General features: G+C 49.7%; 16 protein-coding genes and 1 other annotated feature. All 16 genes read left to right on the plus strand.

The features are described 5' to 3' along the window. Positions 1–255: 255 nt before the first annotated feature. Positions 256–1,335 carry a DNA adenine methylase gene (locus FYJ84_RS10585; RefSeq protein ID WP_328596379.1) on the plus strand — a complete coding sequence of 360 codons (1,080 nt, stop codon included), beginning with the start codon at positions 256–258 and terminating at the stop codon, positions 1,333–1,335. A gap of 13 nt (positions 1,336–1,348) precedes the next feature. Further along, positions 1,349–2,224: a type II restriction endonuclease gene (locus tag FYJ84_RS10590; protein WP_328596380.1), complete on the plus strand. Its 876-nt coding sequence runs from the start codon at positions 1,349–1,351 to the stop codon at positions 2,222–2,224. Next, on the plus strand, positions 2,221–2,967 hold the full coding sequence (locus FYJ84_RS10595; RefSeq protein ID WP_154407585.1) for a TRM11 family SAM-dependent methyltransferase: 747 nt from the start codon (positions 2,221–2,223) through the stop codon (positions 2,965–2,967). Before FYJ84_RS10590 ends, FYJ84_RS10595 begins: the two co-directional genes overlap by 4 nt. A gap of 26 nt (positions 2,968–2,993) precedes the next feature. After that, positions 2,994–3,497 carry a GNAT family N-acetyltransferase gene (locus tag FYJ84_RS10600; protein ID WP_154407586.1) on the plus strand — a complete coding sequence of 168 codons (504 nt, stop codon included), beginning with the start codon at positions 2,994–2,996 and terminating at the stop codon, positions 3,495–3,497. A 553-nt stretch (positions 3,498–4,050) separates the two neighbouring features. Next, positions 4,051–4,332: a co-chaperone GroES gene (gene groES, locus FYJ84_RS10605; RefSeq protein ID WP_154407587.1), complete on the plus strand. Its 282-nt coding sequence runs from the start codon at positions 4,051–4,053 to the stop codon at positions 4,330–4,332. An 80-nt stretch (positions 4,333–4,412) separates the two neighbouring features. After that, positions 4,413–6,038 carry a chaperonin GroEL gene (gene groL, locus FYJ84_RS10610; protein ID WP_154407588.1) on the plus strand — a complete coding sequence of 542 codons (1,626 nt, stop codon included), beginning with the start codon at positions 4,413–4,415 and terminating at the stop codon, positions 6,036–6,038. 551 nt (positions 6,039–6,589) lie between these two features. Next, a complete protein-coding gene (glmS, locus tag FYJ84_RS10620) occupies positions 6,590–8,425 on the plus strand; it encodes a glutamine--fructose-6-phosphate transaminase (isomerizing) (protein ID WP_154407590.1) in 1,836 nt (611 codons plus the stop codon). Between the two features lie 190 nt (positions 8,426–8,615). Continuing rightward, entirely contained in the window at positions 8,616–10,115 is a 1,500-nt protein-coding gene (locus FYJ84_RS10625) for an IMP dehydrogenase (protein WP_154407591.1), read from the plus strand. Between the two features lie 1,030 nt (positions 10,116–11,145). Continuing rightward, positions 11,146–11,820: a response regulator transcription factor gene (locus FYJ84_RS10630; protein ID WP_154407592.1), complete on the plus strand. Its 675-nt coding sequence runs from the start codon at positions 11,146–11,148 to the stop codon at positions 11,818–11,820. Continuing rightward, positions 11,795–13,111, plus strand: coding sequence for a sensor histidine kinase (locus tag FYJ84_RS10635; protein ID WP_235901432.1), 1,317 nt, complete (start codon positions 11,795–11,797; stop codon positions 13,109–13,111). Before FYJ84_RS10630 ends, FYJ84_RS10635 begins: the two co-directional genes overlap by 26 nt. 133 nt (positions 13,112–13,244) lie before the next feature. Further along, a complete protein-coding gene (gene clpB, locus FYJ84_RS10640; RefSeq protein ID WP_154407593.1) occupies positions 13,245–15,818 on the plus strand; it encodes an ATP-dependent chaperone ClpB in 2,574 nt (857 codons plus the stop codon). A gap of 104 nt (positions 15,819–15,922) precedes the next feature. Then, positions 15,923–16,204, plus strand: a binding site (T-box leader). A 96-nt stretch (positions 16,205–16,300) separates the two neighbouring features. Further along, the gene (locus tag FYJ84_RS10645) at positions 16,301–17,965 is read left to right on the plus strand and encodes a 2-isopropylmalate synthase (RefSeq protein WP_154407594.1); all 1,665 of its coding nucleotides are present in this window, start codon (positions 16,301–16,303) and stop codon (positions 17,963–17,965) included. Between the two features lie 520 nt (positions 17,966–18,485). After that, positions 18,486–20,021 carry a ribonuclease Y gene (rny, locus tag FYJ84_RS10650; RefSeq protein WP_405721809.1) on the plus strand — a complete coding sequence of 512 codons (1,536 nt, stop codon included), beginning with the start codon at positions 18,486–18,488 and terminating at the stop codon, positions 20,019–20,021. Positions 20,022–20,187: 166 nt separating this feature from the next. After that, positions 20,188–20,697, plus strand: a complete 510-nt coding sequence (locus FYJ84_RS10655; RefSeq protein WP_154407596.1) for a hypothetical protein — start codon at positions 20,188–20,190, stop codon at positions 20,695–20,697. Between the two features lie 18 nt (positions 20,698–20,715). Continuing rightward, positions 20,716–21,492 (plus strand): TIGR00282 family metallophosphoesterase, encoded by a 777-nt coding sequence (locus FYJ84_RS10660; protein ID WP_154407597.1) that lies wholly within the window; start codon positions 20,716–20,718, stop codon positions 21,490–21,492. Between the two features lie 114 nt (positions 21,493–21,606). Then, positions 21,607–22,434, plus strand: coding sequence for a PHP domain-containing protein (locus tag FYJ84_RS10665; protein WP_154407598.1), 828 nt, complete (start codon positions 21,607–21,609; stop codon positions 22,432–22,434). Positions 22,435–22,447 lie beyond the last annotated feature (13 nt).

Raw genomic sequence — 22,447 nt, forward strand, 5'->3', positions numbered from 1 at the left:
GTGCGAGCGTAAGCGATGCAGGAGCTTAGAAGCGCGAGGCTGTGCTAAGAGCGAGAGCGAGTTTTCTATGGGTACTGCCGCTACCTGTCCCTTTATAATGTCTGAACAGAGTCCACGAAGTATCAAATTACGTTATCAGTATGTGCACGAAGTAACAAACCGGCACTACGACAAACTGAAATTTTAATTTGTATAGATATTATTAGCGTTTTAGAATATAATAGATACATAATTTTTTGATTGTATAGAATGTGAGTGATATTTTTGGAGTATATTTCAGCTCGTGATGCAGCGAATAAATGGGGAATTTCTCAGAGACAGGTGGCATTTTTGTGTGCTGAAAGTCGTATACCTTATGCCACTATGGTTGGCAATATGTGGATAATTCCTGCAAGTGCAGATAAGCCTGCCGATGCAATGAAAGTACGATGTATGGTGAAGGATGATAATATCGGAAAACCGTTTTTGAAATGGGCTGGTGGCAAGGGGCAGTTATTAAAGGATATAAGTGCTTTGTATCCCTTTGAAGATGCAACCCTAAAAAAATATGCAGAACCATTTGTGGGTGGCGGAGCAGTTCTGTTTGATATTTTAAATCGGTATGAGCTGGATCAGGTTTATATAAATGACATAAATGGTGAGCTAATGAATGCTTATCATGTCGTAAAAAATAATGCACATGAGTTGCTGGATGTGCTTTATAAATATCAGGAAGAATTTATTCCTTTAGCTCACGATGGTAGGAAAGAGTATTTTTCTAGTAAACGTGAAAGATTTAATGAATTAAAAGGAAAATTTTCTGAAGGTAGCAGGATAGAACTGGCTGCGTTGATGATATTTTTGAATAAAACTTGCTTTAATGGTTTGTATAGGGTTAACAAAAAAGGTTTGTACAATGTTCCCATGGGAAAGTATAAAAATCCTTTAATTTGTGATGAAAAAAATATTTTGTTGATTTCGGAAAAGTTACGCCAGGTCAAGATTGAATGTGGAAGTTATAAGCAGTGTCTGTCTTTTGTTGATGCAGAAACTTTTGTATATTTCGATCCACCGTATCGACCTCTTACGCCTACTGCTAGTTTTACGTCATATACAGAGGGAAGTTTTAATGATGAGGATCAAAGAGAATTGGCTGAGTTTGTAACGGAAGTGGATGACAGAGGTGCTTTATTTGTGCTGAGTAATTCTGATCCCAGGAATGTAGATTCGGATGACAGTTTTTTTGATGAACTATATGAAGGGTACAATATTAAAAGAATAGGCGCGAACCGCATGATAAATAGCAAGGGAAGCAAGCGTGGGCGTGTAACAGAGCTATTAATATCAAATTTTTAGGGGGATAATCGTGGTGAAAAGGAAATTTGATGAATGGTTGAACAGTTTTCGTGAGAGCATTGCAACCTATGATTATTATGTGAATTATGATAAAGTTTATCATAATGTAGATACCATAAAAATAGAACTTAATATTTTAAATTCGTTGATTGGTTCAAAATGTATAGAGAAAGATTTTTTGCATATTATAAAAAAATATCCTGAAGTTTTGAAATGTATTCCAATTCTATTGGCTGTACGGGATAAGGAAATATTTTGCCAGGATGAGAATGGCAGCTTTCTGTACAGATTTACGTCTTATAGAAATGCAAAAGACATATTATCTGCCGATCAGTACGCTTATTTTATGCAGAAGACAGGTTTGTTTGAATTGCTTTCTAAAAGAATTATTGGTAATTTGCTTGATTATGTAACTGGGGTGGAAACAGGTCTGGACTCAAATGGGCGCAAAAATAGGGGCGGACATTTGATGGAAAATCTAGTGGAAAAATATATTCAGAAGGCAGGCTTCAAATTGAATAGCACCTACTTTAAGGAGATGTATATCCATGAAATAACGCAAAAGTGGGGTTTGGACTTATCAGCTATTTCCAATCAGGGAAAAACTGAGAAACGCTTTGATTACGTTGTGCGTACAGAGAATGGCGTTTATGGCATAGAAACCAATTTTTATACTGGTGGTGGCAGCAAGCTGAATGAAACCGCTCGCAGTTATAAGACACTGGCATTGGAATCAAAAGATATTGATGGATTTACTTTTGTTTGGTTTACGGATGGCAAGGGCTGGAATAGTGCCCGGCATAACCTGGAAGAAACATTTGATGTACTTGACCATGTTTATAATATAAAGGATATGGAAGATGGAATTATGGCGGAGATATTTCGATGAGCAAAAAAATAACTAAGTGGGAACCAGATAACTTTGAGATGGAAATGACAACCCATTGGTCTTTTCCTAAGCGAGGGGATTGGGCCACCCATGATGCAAAGTGGCGTGGTAATTGGTCACCATATATTCCACGGAATTTATTACTTCGTTACTCTAAGGCTGGGGAACTAGTATTGGATCAGTTTGCTGGCGGTGGAACAACTTTGGTGGAAGCGAAGTTGCTGAATAGAAATATTATTGGTGTAGATGTCAATGATATAGCTCTAAATAGATGCAGGGAGAAAATAGACTTTAAACATGATGGCGCGAACGGTAAAGTATATCTATACAAGGGTGATGCCAGAAATCTGGATTTTATTCCTGATGAAAAAATAGATTTTATCTGCACTCATCCGCCTTATGCAGATATTATTAAGTATAGTGACGATTTGGACAATGATTTGTCTAGGTGTAATGTAAAAGACTTTCTCGTAGAAATGGAAAAGGTGGCGGCAGAAAGTTATAGAGTTCTCAAGAGCAATAAGTTTTGTGCAATCCTGATGGGGGATACAAGGAAAAAAGGCTGCATGATACCTATGTCTTTTGACGTAATGAAAGTTTTCCAAAAAGCTGGTTTTACCTTGAAGGAATTGATTATCAAAGAACAGCATAATTGCCGGGCAACAGGTTATTGGAAAACAAATAGCGTAAAATATAATTTTTTGTTGATTGCCCATGAGTACCTGTTTGTGTTTAGAAAATAGTTTTGATGATGAAGGGGAGCGTCTTGATGGAATGCAAATTGCGGGCGTGGAAGCTGGAGGATGCACCTTATTTGGCGGAAATTTTGAATAACAGGCACGTGCTTGATAAATTGCGTGATGGTTTGCCGTATCCATATACTGAAGGGGATGCAAGGGAATATATTGCCATGATGCTTTCGGCTGATAATGCCAGGAATTTTTCTTTTGCGATAGTTGCTGATGACAGGGTTGTGGGCAATATTGGTGCATTTCGAGGTGAAAATATTCATTTTAGAACGGCTGAGATGGGATATTATATCGGTGAGCCCTATTGGGGACAGGGGATAGGAACCTGTGCGGTAAAAAAGGCCTGCGAGTATATCTTTGCACATTCGGATGTTGTCAGGATTTTTGCGGAGCCATTTGCGTATAATATGGCTTCTTGCAGGGGGCTGGAAAAGGCCGGCTTTCAGATGGAAGGAATACTTCGGAGCAATGCTGTGAAAAATGGCACGGTAATAGATATGAGTCTATACGCAAAAATCAAATAATTTTACCCAAAGGACATTGTATCGCTGTGAAACACTATACGTTTATGCAGCGGCTGGCAGCAGCAGGCTTCGCCAGCTTCCCGGCTTCCTCTTTTCAGCTTTTTCGTAAAGTTAGATTGATTACCTTGGTAGCGTACAGCAGAGTATAGTTGATGACTACGTGCATATCTGTTCAGATATAAGAAGGGACAGGTGCGGCATGTACCCAAAGAAAACCTTGAGTGCAGCCTCGCTTCTTAGCGAGTGCGAGCGTAAGCGATGCAGGAGCTTAGAAGCGCGAGGCTGTGCTAAGAGCGAGAGCGAGTTTTCTATGGGTACTGCCGCTACCTGTCCATTTTAAATGTCTGAACAGAATCCACGAACTAACAAGCTACGTCATTATATGCACGAAGTAACAATCTACCACTACGACAAACTGAAAAATTTTCTCTTGACTTATTGACTTTTTGACGAAAAGGTTTTATTATAATACTTGCAGTTAGCACTCAGCAAAAAAGAGTGCTAACAACAAAAAAGTTTAAATCCATCTAAATTTTTTAGGAGGCAGATAAATATGATTAGACCATTGGGTGACAGAGTTGTGATTGAGGTTGCAGAGGCAGAGACCAAGACTGCCAGCGGCATTATCCTGGCTGACACTGCCAAGGAGAAGCCTATGAAGGGCGTTGTCGTTGCAGTAGGCCCTGGCGAGTACAAGGATGGCAATCGCGTGCCTATGGACGTGAAGGTTGGCGATGCGGTAATCTACTCCAAGTACGCAGGTACCGAGGTCAAGGTTGAGGGCAAGGACTATCTGGTAGTTCGTCAGAGCGACATCCTGGCTGTAGCCGAGTAATCAAGCCAATTGGTTTTGTAATTAAAAGCAGCTGAGCATAGCAAAAAAGCTGCACATCTATACATTGGAGGTAATTCTAAATGGCAAAGCAGATTTTATTTGATGAAGAAGCACGCCGTGCACTGGGCAAGGGCGTTGATGCATTGGCAAACGCAGTAAAGGTTACTCTTGGTCCAAAGGGCCGCAACGTGGTTCTGGACAAGAAATTCGGTGCTCCTACCATTACCAATGACGGCGTTACTATCGCCCGGGATATTGAGCTGGAGGATCCGTTTGAGAACATGGGCGCACAGCTGGTGCGCGAGGTTGCTACCAAGACCAACGACATTGCTGGTGACGGTACTACTACTGCAACCCTTTTGGCACAGGCTATGATTCATGAGGGCATGAGGAACGTAGCTGCCGGTGCCAACCCGATGGTACTGAAGAAGGGCATCGAGACTGCCGTAAAGACCTTGGTAGAGGAAATCAAGTCCGTATCCAAGTCCGTAAACAGCAAGTCCGAGATTGCCCAGGTTGCCACTATTTCTTCCGCTGATGAGGAAATCGGCCATTACATTGCTGATGCCATGGAGAAGGTTGGCAAGGAAGGCGTTATCACCGTTGAGGAGTCCAAGGGCATGGAGACCAGCCTGTCCGTAGTAGAGGGCATGCAGTTTGACCGCGGCTATATCTCCCCTTACATGGTAACTGATACCGACAAGATGGAAGCCGTTATGGATAATCCATACATCCTGATTACCGACAAGAAGATTTCCACCATCAACGAAATCCTGCCAATCCTGGAGCAGGTTGTCAAGATGGGCAAGGAGCTGGTAATCATTGCCGAGGATCTGGACGGCGAGGCTCTGGCTACCATCGTTGTAAACAAGCTCCGCGGTACCTTCAAGGCTCTGGCTGTCAAGGCTCCTGGCTTTGGCGACCGCCGCAAGGCTATGCTGGAGGATATTGCTATCCTCACCGGCGGCCAGGTTATTTCCGAGGAAGTTGGCCGCAAGCTGGACAGCGTAACCATCGAGGATCTGGGCCGTGCCCGTCAGGTACATTCCTCCAAGGAGAATACCACTATTGTTGACGGCATGGGCGACAAGGATGCTATCGCTGCCCGTGTTGAGATGATCAAGAAGCAGATTGCTGACACCACCTCCGACTTTGACAAGGAGAAGCTGCAGGAGCGTCTTGCCAAGCTGTCCGGCGGCGTAGCTGTTATCGAAATCGGTGCTGCTACCGAGGTAGAGATGAAGGACAAGAAGTATCGCGTAGAGGATGCCCTGAACGCTACCCGTGCTGCTGTTGAGGAAGGTATTGTGGCCGGTGGCGGTACTACCTTTATCGACATTCTCCCTGCTCTTGACAAGCTGGAGGCAGAGGGCGACGTAAAGACCGGTATCAACATTGTACGCCGTGCTATCGAGGAGCCTGTTCGCCAGATTGCCAGCAATGCAGGCAAGGAAGGCTCCGTGGTTGTTGCCGAGGTTAAGAATGCAGGTATCGGCGTTGGCTATGATGCAGCCAAGGATGAGTATGTGAACATGATTGAGGCAGGTATCGTTGACCCTGCCAAGGTTACCCGTTCCGCCCTGCAGAATGCAGCCAGCATTGCAGCTATGGTTCTCACCACTGAGACTCTGGTTGCTGACAAGCCTGCTCCTGAGGGTGCAGCTCCTGCTGCTCCGGCCATGGGCGGCATGCCTGGCATGATGTAATATGCCCTGGGGCGTATGCTGACGGCGCAGGGCTGCCTGAGTCATAAGGTCAGCAGCCGTTGCTATATGCACAGTATTTGAAAGAGGTGTCCTATCCCTGAAGCTGGATGGGGCACCCTTTTTGTTGTTTGAATTTTGGCACTAAGGGATAGTGCCTGGCTTTGAGAAAATTTTATTGACTAAACCCATGTTATAGACTAGAATAATGGAAGCTGGCTGTTATGTGCAGTTTTCGCTTGGTCCTGGGCGATGGCTGCGGCAGCCGGGAAAAGGCTTGTATGTGTGTGGCTTTTGAGGCTGGTTCATGTACGGGTTTAGCGCATGGTCTTGTGCCTGACGGATGTGCAGGGGCGCAAGATGACGAGGATGGAGGTTGTCGATATATCAGCGGATGCCTCCCGGTGGGATGCCCCATCGTCAGCAGCTGTCAAAGCCCCCGGGCGACCGGGGGTACAAAGCAGCGGGCACGGGCAGGTCAGGACTTCAGGCAGGCTGCCTGATGGCGGAGTGGATTTTGGGCTGTCACGGCAGCAGATTTGGAGGTTTTATTTATGTGTGGTATTGTTGGTTATGTAGGCGACAAGCAGGCGGCAAGGTTTTTGATTGAGGGATTGACCAAGCTGGAGTACCGTGGCTATGATTCCGCCGGTATTGCCGTATACAATGGGGAGTCTGATGCCATCCGCGTGGAAAAGAGCGTTGGCCGCCTGGCAGAGCTGGAGAAGAAGATTGATAGCAACGTGCCTGTGGGCTGCATGGGTATCGGCCATACCCGCTGGGCAACCCATGGCGGCCCTTCCGACCTGAATTCTCATCCGCATACTGACTGCACCGGTGATTTTGCCGTGGTGCACAACGGCATTATTGAGAATTATCTTGCCTTGAAGGAAGAATTGATTGAGGCAGGCCATGTATTCAAGTCTGAGACGGATACCGAGGTGCTGCCTCACCTTCTGGAGACCTATTATGAGGGTGACTTCGAGGCAGCTGTCCGCAAGGTGCTGCGCCGCATTGAGGGCTCCTACTCCATCGTGTTCATGTCCAAGGCAGATCCGGATACCCTGATCTGCACCAAGCAGGATAATCCGCTGGTTATCGGCCTGGGTGAAGGGGAGAACTTCATCGCTTCCGATATTCCTGCTATTATTGCCCGTACCCGTCGTACCTATATCATCAATGATGGCGAGGTGGCTGTGGTGAAGAAGGATTCCGTCTGGATTACCAACCGCCGGGGCGAGCCTATTACCAAGAAGGTATTTGAGGTGAACTGGAATGCCGAGGCTGCCGAGAAGGGCGGTTATGAGCATTTCATGCTGAAGGAAATTCATGAGCAGCCGAAGGCTGTCCGTGATACCCTGTCCGGCCGTATTGCCAAGGATGACAGTGCTGTTATCCTGGACGAGCTGAAGTGGACAGCGGAATATGTAAATTCCTTCTCCAAGGTGTTTATTATTGCTTGCGGTACTGCTTATCATGCAGGCCTGGTGGGCAAGTACTATATTGAAAATTTGGCAAGGGTGCCGGTTGAGGTGGATATTGCCTCTGAGTTCCGTTACAGGAAGCCGATTATTGATGACAATACCCTGACTATCGTAGTCAGCCAGTCCGGCGAGACTATCGATACCCTGGCTGCTTTGAAAGAAGCAAAGCGTCTCGGCTCCAAGACTATGGCCGTTACCAATGTGGTAGGCTCCTCTATTGCCCGTGAGGCAGATCAGGTTGTTTATACCTGGGCGGGCCCTGAGATTGCCGTGGCTTCCACCAAGGCATATACTACCCAGCTGATTGTTATGTTCCTGCTAGGAGCTTATATGGCAGGCCTCCGGGGCACTGTAGAGGATAGCCGCATGAGGGAGCTTTTGGGCAAGCTGCGGAATATTCCTGCCCAGATCAGTGAAACCCTTGAGGATGTGGATCCGATCAAGGCTTTTGCCCAGCAGTATGGCTACAATGATGATGTGTTCTTCCTGGGGCGTGCCCTTGACTATCATGTAGCTCTTGAAGGTTCCCTGAAGCTGAAGGAGATTTCCTATATCCATGCGGAGGCTTATGCGGCAGGGGAGCTGAAGCACGGCACCCTGGCACTGATTACCCGCGGCATTCCTGTGGTGGCACTGGCTACCCAGAGAAGCGTCTACGAGAAGACCTTGAGCAATATTAAGGAAGTAAAGGCCCGTGATGCAGTGGTTATCGGTGTTGCCGCCAAGGGGGATACAGAGCTGCACAAGTATACCGACCATGTTATCTTTGTGCCGGAGACGGATGAGCTGCTGATTCCGCTGCTGACTGTGCTGCCGCTGCAGCTGCTGGCTTATTACACCGCACTTACCCGTGGCTGTGATGTGGACAAGCCTAGAAACCTTGCCAAGTCCGTTACTGTTGAGTAATTTACCATAAAATATAACAGTCCCTGTGAGGCTGATGGCTTTCCGGGGACTGTTCTTTTTTGCAGAAAAAAATTGACAAGTGACAGAGTTTGTACTAGTATAGTAACAATATCTGCGGATATAATTCGGTTAAAGGAGCCTGATGTATGTCGGGCATTAGTTAAATATTTTACAGAAAGTAGGGATTAAGTTGGCATTCTATTTCAGTGAACCATCTCATACCTTTGGCGAGTACCTGCTGGTACCTGGTTATTCTTCGGATCAGTGCATTCCGGCGAATGTTTCCTTGAAGACTCCATTGGTAAAGTTCAAGAAGGGTGAGGAACCGAAGATTTCCATGAACATTCCGATGACCTCCGCTATCATGCAGTCTGTATCTGATGACCGCATGGCAGTGGCATTGGCGCGTGAGGGCGGCGTTTCCTTTATCTATGGTTCCCAGACTATTGAGGAAGAAGCTGCTATGGTGGCAAGGGCAAAGAATTTCAAGTCCGGCTTCGTGGACAGTGATTCCAATATCACCCCTGAGACTACGATTGCAGAGATTTTGGCACTGAAGGAAAAGACCGGCCATTCCACTATGGCAGTAACCGAGGACGGTACCCCTACCGGCAAGCTGCTGGGCATCGTTACCAGCCGTGACTACCGGGTTACCCGCATGAGCCCTGATACTCCTGCCAAGGAATTCATGACTCCTTTTGAGAAGCTGGTCTATGCCAGTGCAGATACTACCTTGTCCGAGGCCAACGACATCATCTGGGACAACAAGCTGAACATGCTGCCGCTGATTGATGAGAACCAGCGCCTCCGCTACATGGTATTCCGCAAGGATTATACTGACAATAAGGAAAACGAGCTGGAGCTGATTGACGAGAAGAAGCGTTACATCGTAGGTGCCGGTATCAATACCCGTGACTATGCAGAGCGCGTGCCTGCCCTTTTGAAGGCCGGTGCCGATGTGCTGTGCATTGACTCCTCCGAGGGCTTCTCCGAGTGGCAGCGCATCACCCTGAAGTACATCCACGAGAATTTCGGCGAGGATGTGAAGGTTGGTGCCGGCAATGTAGTTGACCGTGAAGGCTTTATGTTCCTTGCCAAGGCAGGCGCTGACTTTATCAAGGTTGGTATCGGCGGCGGTTCCATCTGCATTACCCGTGAGACCAAGGGTATCGGCCGCGGTCAGGCTACTGCCCTGATTGATGTGTGCGCAGCCCGTGATGAGTATTATGAGGCTACCGGCATTTATATTCCGGTATGCTCCGATGGCGGTATTGTGCATGATTATCACATGACTTTGGCACTGGCTATGGGTGCGGACTTCATGATGCTGGGAAGGTATTTCTCCCGCTTCGATGAGAGCCCGACGGATGTTGTGAAGATTAATGGCACCTACTACAAGGAGTATTGGGGCGAGGGCTCCAATCGTGCCCGCAACTGGCAGCGTTACGACCTGGGCGGTGCCAAGAAGCTGTCCTTCGAGGAGGGCGTTGACTCCTATGTGCCTTATGCCGGCAGCCTGAAGGACAATGTAGGCATTACCCTGAGCAAGATCCGTTCTACCATGTGCAACTGCGGTGCCCTGAGCATTCCGGAGCTGCAGGAGAAGGCACGGCTTACCCTGGTGTCCTCTACCAGTATCGTAGAGGGCGGCTCCCATGACGTTATCTTGCGCGACAGCATAAATAGATAAATTTCAGTTTATCGTCGTGAAAGTACGAGACTTCTGGAACATTAACGGATGAATTTTGTGGGTTTGTGCACTCTGTTCAGATTAAAAATGGGCTGAGCGGGACAGCTACCCATAGAAAACACGCTCGCGCTCCTAGTTGTACCTAGCGGATGCTAAACTCACGCTTCGCCTACGGCTCGCAAAGTCGCAGCACAAGACAACGCTTCGCAGCTGTCTTGTGCTGGGTGATATGCCACCGGCATATCACCCGCTAAGCACCGAGGTACAACAAAGGTTTTCTATGGGTACTGTCCTCACTCATCCCTTTCTTTGTCTGAACAGATATAAACAAAATGACAGAACCACATACATTATTTGTTACCATAGTGCCCTATACAGCTTTACGAATAAGCCTGAAATAGGGGGGGCTGGGAGCTGACGAGACTTGATACTGCCAACTACTATGCAAGGCAACCTGCTCTTATAAACAGGCTTGTTTACATGTCACTATATTCTTATGCTAAGGGTAGCAGTTTATCCCATGCAACTTATACAGTTGGGCTGAAGAATTGTTTACTTGCACTATACGTTATGCAACGGTTGGCAATTGCAAGTTTCGTCAGCCTCCCGGCTCCCCCTTTTCAGGCTTGCTCGTAAAGTCAGAATTAGTTGCTACAGTTGCATACTAATTGAATGCAGTTGGATTATTATGTGCATATCTGTTCAGACACAAAGAGGGACAGGTGCGGCATGTACCCAAAGAAAACCTTGAGTGCAGCCTCGCTTCTTAGCAAGTGCGAGCGTAAGCGATGCAGGAGCTTAGAAGCGCGAGGCTGTGCTAAGAGCGAGAGCGAGTTTTCTATGGGTACTGCCGCTACCTGTCCTTTTAATAATGTCTGAACAGAGTCCACGAACTATCAAACCATTTTAGTCAGTATGTGCACGAAGTAACAAACCGGCACTACGACAAACTGAAATTTACCATTTACATGGAATTTTCACCCAACACTAGTAGAATGAAACTAGCTAAGTATGTGTGGAGGTTGATATTATGCATGTTTTGCTGGCAGAGGATGATATGAAGCTGGGCAAGCTGATAAAGTACATGCTGGAGCAGAATGGCATTTCTACCGAGTGGGTTACTACTGGCGATATGATTTATGATTATGCCATGTATGAGGACTATGATGTGCTGGTGCTGGACTGGATGATGCCGAAGATGTCCGGGGTGGATGCCTGCAAAAAGCTGCGCAGTGATGGCTATCAGAGGGCAATCCTGCTGCTGACAGCCCGTGATTCCATAGAGGACAGGGTGACGGGGCTGGATGCCGGGGCTGACGATTATCTGGTAAAGCCCTTTGAGTTTGCGGAGCTGATGGCGCGCCTGCGTGCCCTGGGAAGGCGCAGCAGCCAGAAAATCCAGCAGGATATGATGGACTTGGGGGATTTTACCTTGGACAGGACATCAAAGGTATTGGAAAAGGGGGAGCAGGTGATACAGCTTTCCCCTCGTGAATTCCAGATTTTTGACCTGCTGGTGCAAAATATGGGAATCGTGGTGCCACGGGATATTATTCTGGATAGAATCTGGGGACTTGAGTCAGAGGTAAGCTCCAACAATATCGATTCCTATGTAAAGCTTTTAAGGAAGAAGCTGGAGTCGGCTGACGGCCAGATGATTATAAGCACGATTCGGGGTGTTGGCTATAAACTGGAAATTAAATAAGCATAAGCTGACCAATATTTTCTACAGGAGCCGCCTGAGGCTGACAGTGGCTTATACCACCCTGATGTTTTTGCTCTTTGCCCTTTTGATTGTTCTGAGCTATCGGGGGATGATCTGGGCGGTAAGCTCCGAGCAGGCACGGGAATTGTCCAGTACCGTGCAGGATGTGGCTTCAGGCGAGGCACTGATGATGCAATCCAATTTCTTTCCTGATGACCTGGGCTATCGGGAGAGGATGTTTTTCTATGCCTATGACAATACGGGGGAGCTGCGCCATTTTTCCAGGGCTCCCCAGCGGCTGGAGGATGAGGTGCTGGAGCTGATCAGGCACGGGAATGTGCCCTTTTCTGATGTGGCTGTCTTTGAGCATGAGGGCAATCCTGACAAGGTAATCATGATGACTGCCGCTTATGTGAAGATTAACGGCCAGAACGTGGGCGTAGTCTATCTTGGCAAGGACATTAATGCCCTGTACAAGGGGCTGACGAAGTTTTCCTATTTTCTGGGGATTGTAGCCCTGGTGGCCCTGGTGCTGGCTGCCATGGCAGGCTATTATATTGCCGGCTGTGTCATGGCACCTATGCAGGCTGCCTATGACCGGCAGAAGCAGTTTACGGCAGATGCTTCCCATGAGCTGCGCACGCCTCTCAGCGTAGTTATGGCATCGGCTGACCTTCTCAGCAATGACCCGGCGGTGCAGTCGCCTTTTTTGCGGCAGGTGCTTGACGACGTAAAGGACGAGGTCAAGAAGATGAGCAAGCTGGTAGGTGATTTGCTCATTATTGCCCGCAGCGACAATAACGTGGAAAGCCTCAATATGCAGGAATTCGATATGTCAGCTTCCCTGCGGCAGGTGCTGCGCAACATGCAGCCTCTGGCAGAGCAGAAGGATATTGCTTTGGTGGGCAATATAGCGGAGTCTATCCTGTGGGTAGGTGATGAGCAGAAAATCAGCCAGCTGATTACCATTTTGGTAGATAATGCTGTCAAATACACTCAGAATTATGGCACTGTAACGGTGACAGCCGAGGTGCCGCGAGGGAAAAAGCTGCGGTTCAGCGTGGCTGATAACGGCATCGGGCTTGCCAAGGAGGATAAGGAGAAGATTTTTGGCAGGTTCTATCGGGTGGACAAGGCACGTTCCCGTCAGATGGGCGGTAACGGCCTGGGGCTTGCCATTGCTAAGGATATCGTTGACGTGCATCATGGCTACATTTATGTAGATAGTGAATTGGGCAAGGGGACCACCTTTACAGTGGAATTGTCCCTGCCGAAAAAAATGGGAAAATAATTAGTCAAAAAGACAAAAAGCGATTGACTTTTTGTCTTTTTGTTTTATAATAGATACAGAAAGTCAAAAAGACAAACTAACCATCATGTATCAAGCATTGGCGTGATTGTATTAGAAAGGTGGAGAATAAGATATGGAACAGGAAAAATATACTCAGAGAGTTTTGAATACATTGCAGCGTGCCCAGCAGAATGCGGCACTGCACTATCATCAGGAGATTGGCAGCCTGCATGTGCTTCTGGCACTGGTGCAGGAGCCGGAGGGGCTTTTGGAGACTATTTTTCAGGAGGCAGGGGCTGACCTTGCTATGCTGCAGCAGCGGCTGGAGCAGCAGCTGAGAAAAATCCCTAGTGTCAAGGGACAGGACAGGCTCACCATGAGCGTGGAGCTGGGGCGTGTTATGGCCAAGTCCGAGCAGCTGGCAAAGTCCATGCATGATGACTACATCAGCACCGAGCACCTGCTGCTGGCTATTGCCGAGGATGGTGGCGAGGAGGTGCGCAGCATCTGCCGGGATTTTGGCATAAGCAAATCCGGCATCATGGCTTCCATCAAGAAGAACCGCAAGCAGAATGTTAATTCAACCAATCCCGAGGATGGCTACAAGGCACTGGAGAAGTTCGGCAGGGATCTGACCCAGGTGGCAAGGCAGGGCAAGCTGGATCCGGTTATCGGCAGGGATGATGAAATCCGCCGCACCATTGAGATTTTGTCCCGCCGCACCAAGAACAACCCGGTGCTGATCGGTGAGCCGGGCGTAGGCAAGACCGCCATCGTGGAAGGCCTGGCACGGCGTATCGTGGCAGGTGATGTGCCGGAGTCCCTGAAGAATAAGACACTGTTTTCACTGGATATGGGTGCCCTGGTGGCTGGTGCCAAATATCGGGGTGAGTTTGAGGAAAGGCTGAAGTCAGTTCTCAACGAAGTGGTCAAGTCCGACGGGCAGATTTTGCTGTTCATTGATGAGGTGCACACTGTCGTAGGTGCCGGTGCCACTGATGGTGCCATGGATGCAGGCAACCTGCTGAAGCCGATGATGGCCAGGGGGGAGCTGCGCTGCATTGGTGCTACTACCCTGAATGAGTACAGAAAGTACATCGAGAAGGACAGTGCGTTAGAGCGCCGCTTCCAGCCGGTCATGGTAGGGGAGCCTTCCGTGGAGGATACCATTTCCATTCTCCGTGGACTGAAGGAGCGTTACGAGGTGCACCATGGCGTCCGCATCCGGGATGCGGCCCTGGTATCGGCAGCTGTGCTGTCTGACCGTTATATTTCCGACCGTTTCCTGCCGGACAAGGCCATTGACCTGGTGGATGAGGCGGCAGCCAAGCTCCGCACGGAGATTGAATCCATGCCGGGGCCATTGGATGAGGTGCGCCGCAAGATTCTCCAGCTGGAAATCGAGGAGCAGGCCTTGCAGAAGGAAAATGATGCAGCCGGGCAGGAGAAACTGGCTGATATCCAGAAGGAAAAGGAAAACTTGCAAAGCCAGCAGCAGGAGCTGCAGCAGCAGTGGGAGGCTGAGAAACAGGCAATCCTCCGCGTTCGCGGCATCAAGAAGGAAATGGATGCGGTACGCAGCCAGATGGAGAGCGCGGAAAGGGACTATGACCTGAACAAGCTGTCGGAGCTGAAATACGGCAGGCTGCCGGAGCTGCAGAAAAAGCTGGAGGCGGAGGAAGCCGCCATTGCCGCCAAGTCTTCTGATAACCAGCTTCTGAAGGAGGAGGTTGGCGAGGAAGACATTGCCAGGGTGGTCAGCCGCTGGACTGGCATTCCTGTGGCCAAGATGCTCACCGGCGAAAGGGAAAAGCTTTTGCATCTGGAGGATGTGCTCCATGAGCGGGTAGTTGGCCAGGATGAGGCTGTCAAGGTGGTCAGCGAGGCTATTCTCCGTGCCCGTGCCGGTATCAAGGCACCGGAGCGGCCGATTGGTTCCTTTATCTTTTTGGGGCCTACCGGCGTGGGCAAGACGGAGCTGGCCAAGACACTGGCAGAGGCGCTCTTTGATGATGAGCGCAGCATGATCCGCATCGACATGAGCGAGTACATGGAGAAGCACTCTGTGGCAAGGCTGATTGGTGCGCCTCCGGGCTATGTGGGCTACGATGAGGGCGGCCAGCTGACCGAGGCGGTGCGCCGCCGTCCGTACAGCGTCATCCTGCTGGATGAGATTGAGAAGGCACATAGGGATGTGTTCAATGTGCTGCTGCAGATTCTGGATGATGGCAGGCTCACCGATGGCAAGGGCAGGGTAGTAAACTTCAAGAATACTGTCATCATCATGACTTCCAACCTGGGCTCCCATGAGATTCTCAGCAAGGAGTACGGTGAGGCGGAGCAGACCGTCAAGGAGATTTTGAAGGATTATTTCCGTCCTGAGTTCCTGAACCGGGTGGATGATATTGTGGTGTTCAAGGGGCTGGCCAAGGAGCAGGTGAAGAATATTGCCGCCCTTTTGCTGCATCAGCTGGATAGCCGTCTGGAAAAGCAGATCAAGCTGCACCTTACCTGGGACGATGCTGCTTTGCAGCTTTTGGCTGACCAGGGCTTTGATGCGGATTTTGGCGCCCGCCCGCTGCGCCGCCTTTTGAGCCACACAGTGGAAACGGAGCTCAGCAAGTCCATTATCCGGGGTGATGTCAGCGAGGGTGATACGGTTGCCATGAGCGTGGAGAATGGCAGGCTGCATTTTGCCAAGCAGTAAAGCCATGGTGTTGGCTGATGTACATGTCAGGCAACAAAAATCACATCTGGTACTTGAATTTTGTGTGAATATTTGCTATACTTTTACTCACGCAAGTAAATATGCGAAATGCTTTGATGGGGAGTAGTAGCGTGGGCTGAGTTTTCCAGAGAGCTGCCGGGTGGTGCGAGGCAGCAGGCAGGCCGATGTGAACTGGCCCCGGAGCAGCCCGCTGAAATGCTGATCGGTGTTATGGCATGGTTGTGCTATGATATGGTGGCGGCATGGTAGGCGGTGCCGGGAACTGGCCGTTACAGCAGGAGGATATGCATGTATCCGTAATGAGTGCGCACAGGCTTTGTGCGAAGATGAGTGGTACCACGGAGTTTTCGGGCTTCGTCTCTGTAAAAGGAGACGGAGCCTTTTTATATGCCCGGTCTCCGAGGGTTGATATGTAGTTGGGCAGGATTTTGCCTGCCGAGGATTAAAAGGAGAGATTTGTAATGGAAAATGTAAAGAAGTATCATGAAGGATATTTTATGCCGCCGACCATTGACCTGAGCTGGGCTTACAAGCAGCACCCGGACAAGGCACCAACCTGGTGCTCCGTTGACCTCAGGGATGGCAACCAGGCACTGATTATCCCAATGAGCCTGGATGAGAAGATTGAGTTCTTCAAGATGCTGGTGCAGGTGGGCTTCAAGGAGATTGAGGTGGGTTTCCCGGCTGCTTCTGAGACTGAGTATATGTTCCTGCGCCGCCTGGTGGAGGAAGACCTGATTCCTGATGATGTGACCGTGCAGGTGCTTACCCAGGCCCGTGAGCATATCATCAAGAAGACCTTTGAGGCACTGGAGGGTGTCAAGAATGCCATTGTCCACGTGTATAACTCCACCTCTTTGGCACAGCGTCAGCAGGTGTTCCGCAAGGACAAGGAGGAAATCAAGCAGATAGCCATTGAGGGGGCGAAGCTCCTGAAGAAGCTGACGGAGGAAGCAGGGGCCAACTACCGCTTTGAGTATTCCCCGGAGAGCTTTACCGGCACCGAGCCTGAGTATGCCCTGGAGGTGTGCAATGCCGTGCTGGATGTATGGCAGCCGACACCTGACCGCAAGGCGATTATCAACATACCTGTAACTGTGGAAATGTCCATGCCTCACATCTATGCCATGCAGGTGGCGTATATTTCCCAGAACCTGAAATACCGTGATGCGGTGGAGCTGTCCCTGCATCCGCATAACGACCGGGGCTGCGGTGTGGCTGACTCAGAGCTGGGCATCCTGGCAGGTGCTGACCGCATCGAGGGAACTCTGTTCGGCAATGGCGAGCGTACCGGCAATGCGGATATTGTCACCATTGCCATGAATATGTATGTACTGGGGGTAGACCCTGGACTGGATTTCAGCAACCTGCCTGATCTGGTTGACCTCTATGAGAAGGTTACCCGTATGCGTGTCCATGAGCGCCAGCCTTATGCCGGTGCCTTGGTATTTGCAGCTTTCTCCGGCTCCCATCAGGATGCTATTGCCAAGGGCATGAAGTGGCGTGAGGAGCAGGACCCTGACCATTGGACTGTGCCGTATCTGCCTATTGACCCTCATGATGTAGGTCGTGAATATGAGGCTGATGTTATCCGCATCAACAGCCAGTCCGGCAAGGGGGGCGTTGCTTATATCATGGAGCAGAAGTATGGTATTTCTATGCCGAAGAAGATGCGTGAGGATTTTGGCTATTGCGTCAAGGGGGTATCCGACCACAAGCACAAGGAGCTGCTGGGTGATGAAATCTATCAGATTTTCCAGGATGAGTATGTGAATGTCAGCGAGCCGTACAAGCTGATTGACTTCAGCCTGAAAAAAGAGGTGGACGGCACCCGTACCGGCTATGTGGAGCTGGAAATCAACGGCAAGCCGACTGTCTTCAAGGCAAAGGGCAACGGTCGCCTGGATGCCATCAGCAATGCTATTCAGGAAAATACCGATGTGCGCTACAGCAACCTCATTTACAGTGAGCATGCCCTGGAGATAGGCTCCACCTCCCGTGCTATGGCATATATCGGCGTGACTGCTCCGGATGGGACTATTACCTGGGGTGCCGGGATGGATACGGATGTTATGTCTGCTTCGGTTATGGCGCTGTTCAGTGCTATTAATCGCATGAAGGTGTGAATTTCAGTTTGTCGTAGTGCCGGTTTGTTACTTCGTGCACATACTGACTGAAATGGTTTGATAGTTAGTGGACTCTGTTCAGACATTATAAAGGGACAGGTAGCGGCAGTACCCATAGAAAACTCGCTCTCGCTCTTAGCACAGCCTCGCGCTTCTAAGCTCCTGCGTCGCTTACGCTCGCACTCGCTAAGAAGCGAGGCTGCACTCAAGGTTTTCTTTGGGTACATGCCGCACCTGTCCCTCTTTGTGTCTGAACAGATATGCACATAGTTATCAACTATACTCTGCTGTACGCTACCAAGGTAATCAATCTGACTTTACGAAAAAGCTGAAAAGGGGGAGCCGGGAGGCTGACGAAACTTGCTATTGCCGACCGCTGTATAAACTGAAATTTAACTTCTTGACTTTAATCTTAATAATTCGTAAAATAGAATGGTATGGTTGTGTGTAGTCACAGCCGCTAAATGATAATTAACGCCATGAGATGGCAAAAAAATTTTAGAAGGGGAGGTGTGTTATTATCATTGAGATTATACTTGCAGCAGTTGTTGCCCTGGCGGCAGGCGGTGCTGGGGGCTATATGATGCGCAAGCAGGCTGCTGAGAAGCAGATCGGCTCTGCCGAGGAGGAAGCAAAGCGCATTATCAGAGCCGCAGAGTCCAAGGGTGAGGCTGCAAAGAAGGAAAAGCTGTTAGAAGCAAAGGAAGACGTACATCGTCTTCGTCAGGAATTAGATCGTGAAACCCGTGACCGCCGCAATGAATTGCAGCGGCAGGAGCGCCGTCTGGTATCCAAGGAGGAGAACCTTGACCGCAAGCTGGACTCCATGGAAAAGAAGGAGGAGGCCATTGCTGCCAAGGAAGCCAAGCTGGAAAAGAGTCAGGCTGCCATCAATGAGCTGCACGAGAAGCAGAAGACGGAGCTGGAGCGCATTTCCAGCCTGACCACGGAAGAAGCAAAGACCATGCTGCTGGCCGAGGTCGAGGAGGAGCTGCAGCACGAGAAGGCAATGATGATTAAGGATTATGAGCAGCAGACCAAGGACGAGGCTGAAAAGAAGGCACGGAATATTATTTCCATGGCGATTCAGCGCTGTGCTGCTGACCATGTGGCAGAAACTACGGTTTCTGTGGTAGCATTGCCGAATGACGAGATGAAGGGACGCATTATCGGCCGTGAGGGGCGCAATATCCGCGCTCTTGAGACCATGACCGGCATTGACCTGATTATTGATGATACCCCGGAGGCTGTTATCCTGTCGGGCTTTGACCCGGTACGCCGTGAGGTGGCAAGGATTGCCCTGGAGAAGCTGATTGCTGATGGCCGTATTCATCCTACCAGCATTGAGGATATGGTGAAGAAAGCCCGCCGGGAGGTGGAGCAGCGCATCAAGGAGGCCGGTGAGCAGGCTACCTTTGATACAGGCGTGCACGGGCTGCACCCTGAGCTGGTAAGGCTTCTGGGGCGTCTGCGCTATCGCACCAGCTATGGCCAGAATGTGCTCAATCACTCCGTGGAGGTATCCCACCTGGCAGGCATGATGGCTGCGGAGCTGGGGGTGGATGTAATGCTGGCAAAGCGTGCCGGCCTTATCCACGATATTGGCAAGTCCATCGATAACGAGGTGGAGGGCACCCATGTTACTATCGGTGCAGATGTGGCCAAGAAGTACCGTGAGTCCAAGGATGTCATCAATGCCATTATGGCACATCATGGTGATGTGGAGCCGAATACGGTGGAGGCTGTGCTGGTGGCTGCGGCAGATGCCGTTTCTGCTGCCCGTCCTGGGGCACGCCGTGAGAGCCTGGAGGCATACCTGAAGCGTCTTACCCGCCTGGAGGAGATTGCCGAGGGCTTCAGCGGTGTTGAGCGCTGCTTTGCCATTCAGGCAGGCCGCGAAATCCGCGTGATGGTCAAGCCGGATAAGGTTGACGATGCAGGTGCCATTACTTTGGCTCACGATATTGTCAAGAAGATTGAGGCTGAGCTGGAATACCCTGGCCAGATAAAGGCTACTATTATCCGTGAAACCCGTGTAGTTGATTACGCGAAATAATTATTGGCAAATGAGTGGGGCTGTTGTCGTGGGATGGCAGCTCCTTTTCATTAAATATAGCAGGTTAAAGTTTTGGCTGAAAAGATAAGTATTGCAGTTTATTTTGGAATGTTGGATAATTGGTAATAGATAGTAATCTTCGTCAGGATTGAAAAGGAGGAAGATTATGGGCGAGAATAAAACAGGAGTTACTCCCAGCGAGGCATCAATGGATGGCATTCAGCTGGTGGCATCTATTTTGATGTGCTTTCCTGAAATGGCAAAGGTAACGCTGGATTCCGAGGATAGCGGTGTCTGGCTTGATTTTACACTGAAGGATGTTCCCACAGAGGAACGCATGAAGAAAGCTGACAAGGTGATTACTGACAGCATGAGGCTTTACCACGAATTGGAGGGATTCAGCAGGGCCAGGCTGGCGTTTTTCTACGCCAAGGGGGTGCTGCGCATTTTCCGTGACATAGATAGCCTGACCAGGGCTGAGCTGGATATTCTGGTGAGTATCATCCGGGATCATTTCAGTGATTTGCTGCTGGCTGATACCGTGAACAATATTGATGAGGATGTGCTTTTTAATCAGTCAGAGATGATTGACCACAGGATACGTTTTCTGAGAACAAACCATATCCATGAGAATATGGTGGGTATCCGTGAGGAAGGCAGGGTAATGGTCTATTAAGCACCGGGAGGAAATAGGTTGAAGATTTTAATTACAGGTGACGTGGTAGGGCGCACAGGCCGCAGGGCCTTTGACCGCTATACCAGGGAGCTGAAGCAGAGCAGGGGCATTGACCTGGTGATTGTGAATGGCGAGAATTCTGCCGGGGGCAAGGGCATCAGCCGCAAGTCCCTGGATGAGCTGTACAGGGGGGGCGCGGATATCGTGACCTCCGGCAACCACATCTGGGATAACAGGGAAGTATACGGCTTTATTGATGATGAGCCGTATCTGGTGCGGCCTGCCAACTATCCGGAGGGGGCGCCTGGCAAGGGCTGGTGCATTTATCCCTTCCGCTCCGCCAATGTGGCAGTCATCAACTTGTCAGGCAGGGCTTTTATGCCTGAGATGGATTGCCCTTTTCAGAAGATAGAGGACATCCTGGCGGAGATTGGCGACCAGGCGGATATTTTTATCCTGGATTTTCATGCGGAGACCACCTCGGAAAAGATGGCCATGGGCTTTTACCTGGATGGCAGGGTGCAGGCAGTGGTGGGAACCCATACCCATGTGCAGACTGCCGATGCCAGGATTCTGCCTCAGGGGACGGCATATATTACAGACCTGGGCATGTGCGGTCCCTGGGACTCCGTGCTGGGGGTAAAGCCTGAGATAATCATCAAGAAGTTCACTACCTGCATGCCGGTGCGGTTTGAGCTGGCAGAAGGGCCTGCCGTTTACTCGGCGCTGCTGGTGGAGATTGATGATGCCTCGAAGAAGGCGGTAAAGGTGGAGCGGATTTTGCTCAACGAGTGATGCTGTCATTTGGCAGGTATTTGAGGAAAAATTTTTCCACAAGCAGGATTTTTTCAATAGAAAGCGAATATACAGAATATACGAAGGTATAACTATAACTAGAGGTATAAACTGATGTCAAGCGATTTACATACCCACACCAGCTGTTCCGATGGCCTGCTGGCTCCGGAGGAGCTGGTGGAGGCTGCCAAGGAAGCCGGGCTTAGCTATATTGCTATTACGGATCACGATACGGTGGCAGGATTGCACCAGCTCTATGAGCAGGGGCTTTATCCCCAGCCGGGCATAAGGATTATTCCGGGCATTGAGTTCAGTGCCCATCATGAGACCAGTGAGATTCACATTCTTGGGTACAACATCGACATATACAACAAGGAACTGGGGGACAGGCTCAACGATGTGGTTGAGGGGCGCTGGACCAGGTTTTCTACTATGGTGGAGAAGCTGCAGGGGCTGGGCTATGATATAAACGAGACTGATGTGCTGGAGATTGCCGATGGCAGCACCTCCATCAGCCGGTCCCATATTGCTCAGACCATGGTGAAGAAAGGTTATTTTCCGACTGTGGCAGATACTTTTGCCCAGCTTCTGGAAAAGGGCAAGCCTGCCTATGTTTCCCACTACCGCCTGGAGCCGGAGGAGATTATCGACCTGATAAAGAACAGCGGCGGTACGCCGGTGCTGGCACATCCCAAGCTGGTGAAGGATGATGAGCTGGTAGAGGAGCTGCTGAAAAAGGGCATCGAGGGCATTGAGGCCATTTATCCCCGCCATACGGATGAGGATACCAGGCGGTATCTGGAAATGGCGGACAAGTATCATCTGCTGGTGACGGGCGGCTCGGATTTTCATGGCATTGCAGGCAGGCTGCCAAAATTCCTGGGGGAGTTTACGGTGCCTGATGAGTATGCGGAGGAGCTGTACCGGGAGCCGGAGCTGTAAGGATATTGCTGCT

Origin of the sequence: Anaerovibrio slackiae, assembly GCF_009695585.1 — a bacterium.
Lineage (GTDB): Bacteria > Bacillota > Negativicutes > Selenomonadales > Selenomonadaceae > Anaerovibrio > Anaerovibrio slackiae.

Excerpts from the sequence above, each read along its gene's own strand:
- FYJ84_RS10595 (WP_154407585.1), top strand. The coding sequence starts at position 2,221 with ATGAGCAAAAAAATAACTAAGTGGGAACCAGATAACTTTGAGATGGAA.
- FYJ84_RS10600 (WP_154407586.1), top strand. The coding sequence starts at position 2,994 with ATGGAATGCAAATTGCGGGCGTGGAAGCTGGAGGATGCACCTTATTTG.
- groES (WP_154407587.1), top strand. The coding sequence starts at position 4,051 with ATGATTAGACCATTGGGTGACAGAGTTGTGATTGAGGTTGCAGAGGCA.
- groL (WP_154407588.1), top strand. The coding sequence starts at position 4,413 with ATGGCAAAGCAGATTTTATTTGATGAAGAAGCACGCCGTGCACTGGGC.
- glmS (WP_154407590.1), top strand. The coding sequence starts at position 6,590 with ATGTGTGGTATTGTTGGTTATGTAGGCGACAAGCAGGCGGCAAGGTTT.
- FYJ84_RS10630 (WP_154407592.1), top strand. The coding sequence starts at position 11,146 with ATGCATGTTTTGCTGGCAGAGGATGATATGAAGCTGGGCAAGCTGATA.
- clpB (WP_154407593.1), top strand. The coding sequence starts at position 13,245 with ATGGAACAGGAAAAATATACTCAGAGAGTTTTGAATACATTGCAGCGT.
- FYJ84_RS10645 (WP_154407594.1), top strand. The coding sequence starts at position 16,301 with ATGGAAAATGTAAAGAAGTATCATGAAGGATATTTTATGCCGCCGACC.
- FYJ84_RS10655 (WP_154407596.1), top strand. The coding sequence starts at position 20,188 with ATGGGCGAGAATAAAACAGGAGTTACTCCCAGCGAGGCATCAATGGAT.
- FYJ84_RS10665 (WP_154407598.1), top strand. The coding sequence starts at position 21,607 with ATGTCAAGCGATTTACATACCCACACCAGCTGTTCCGATGGCCTGCTG.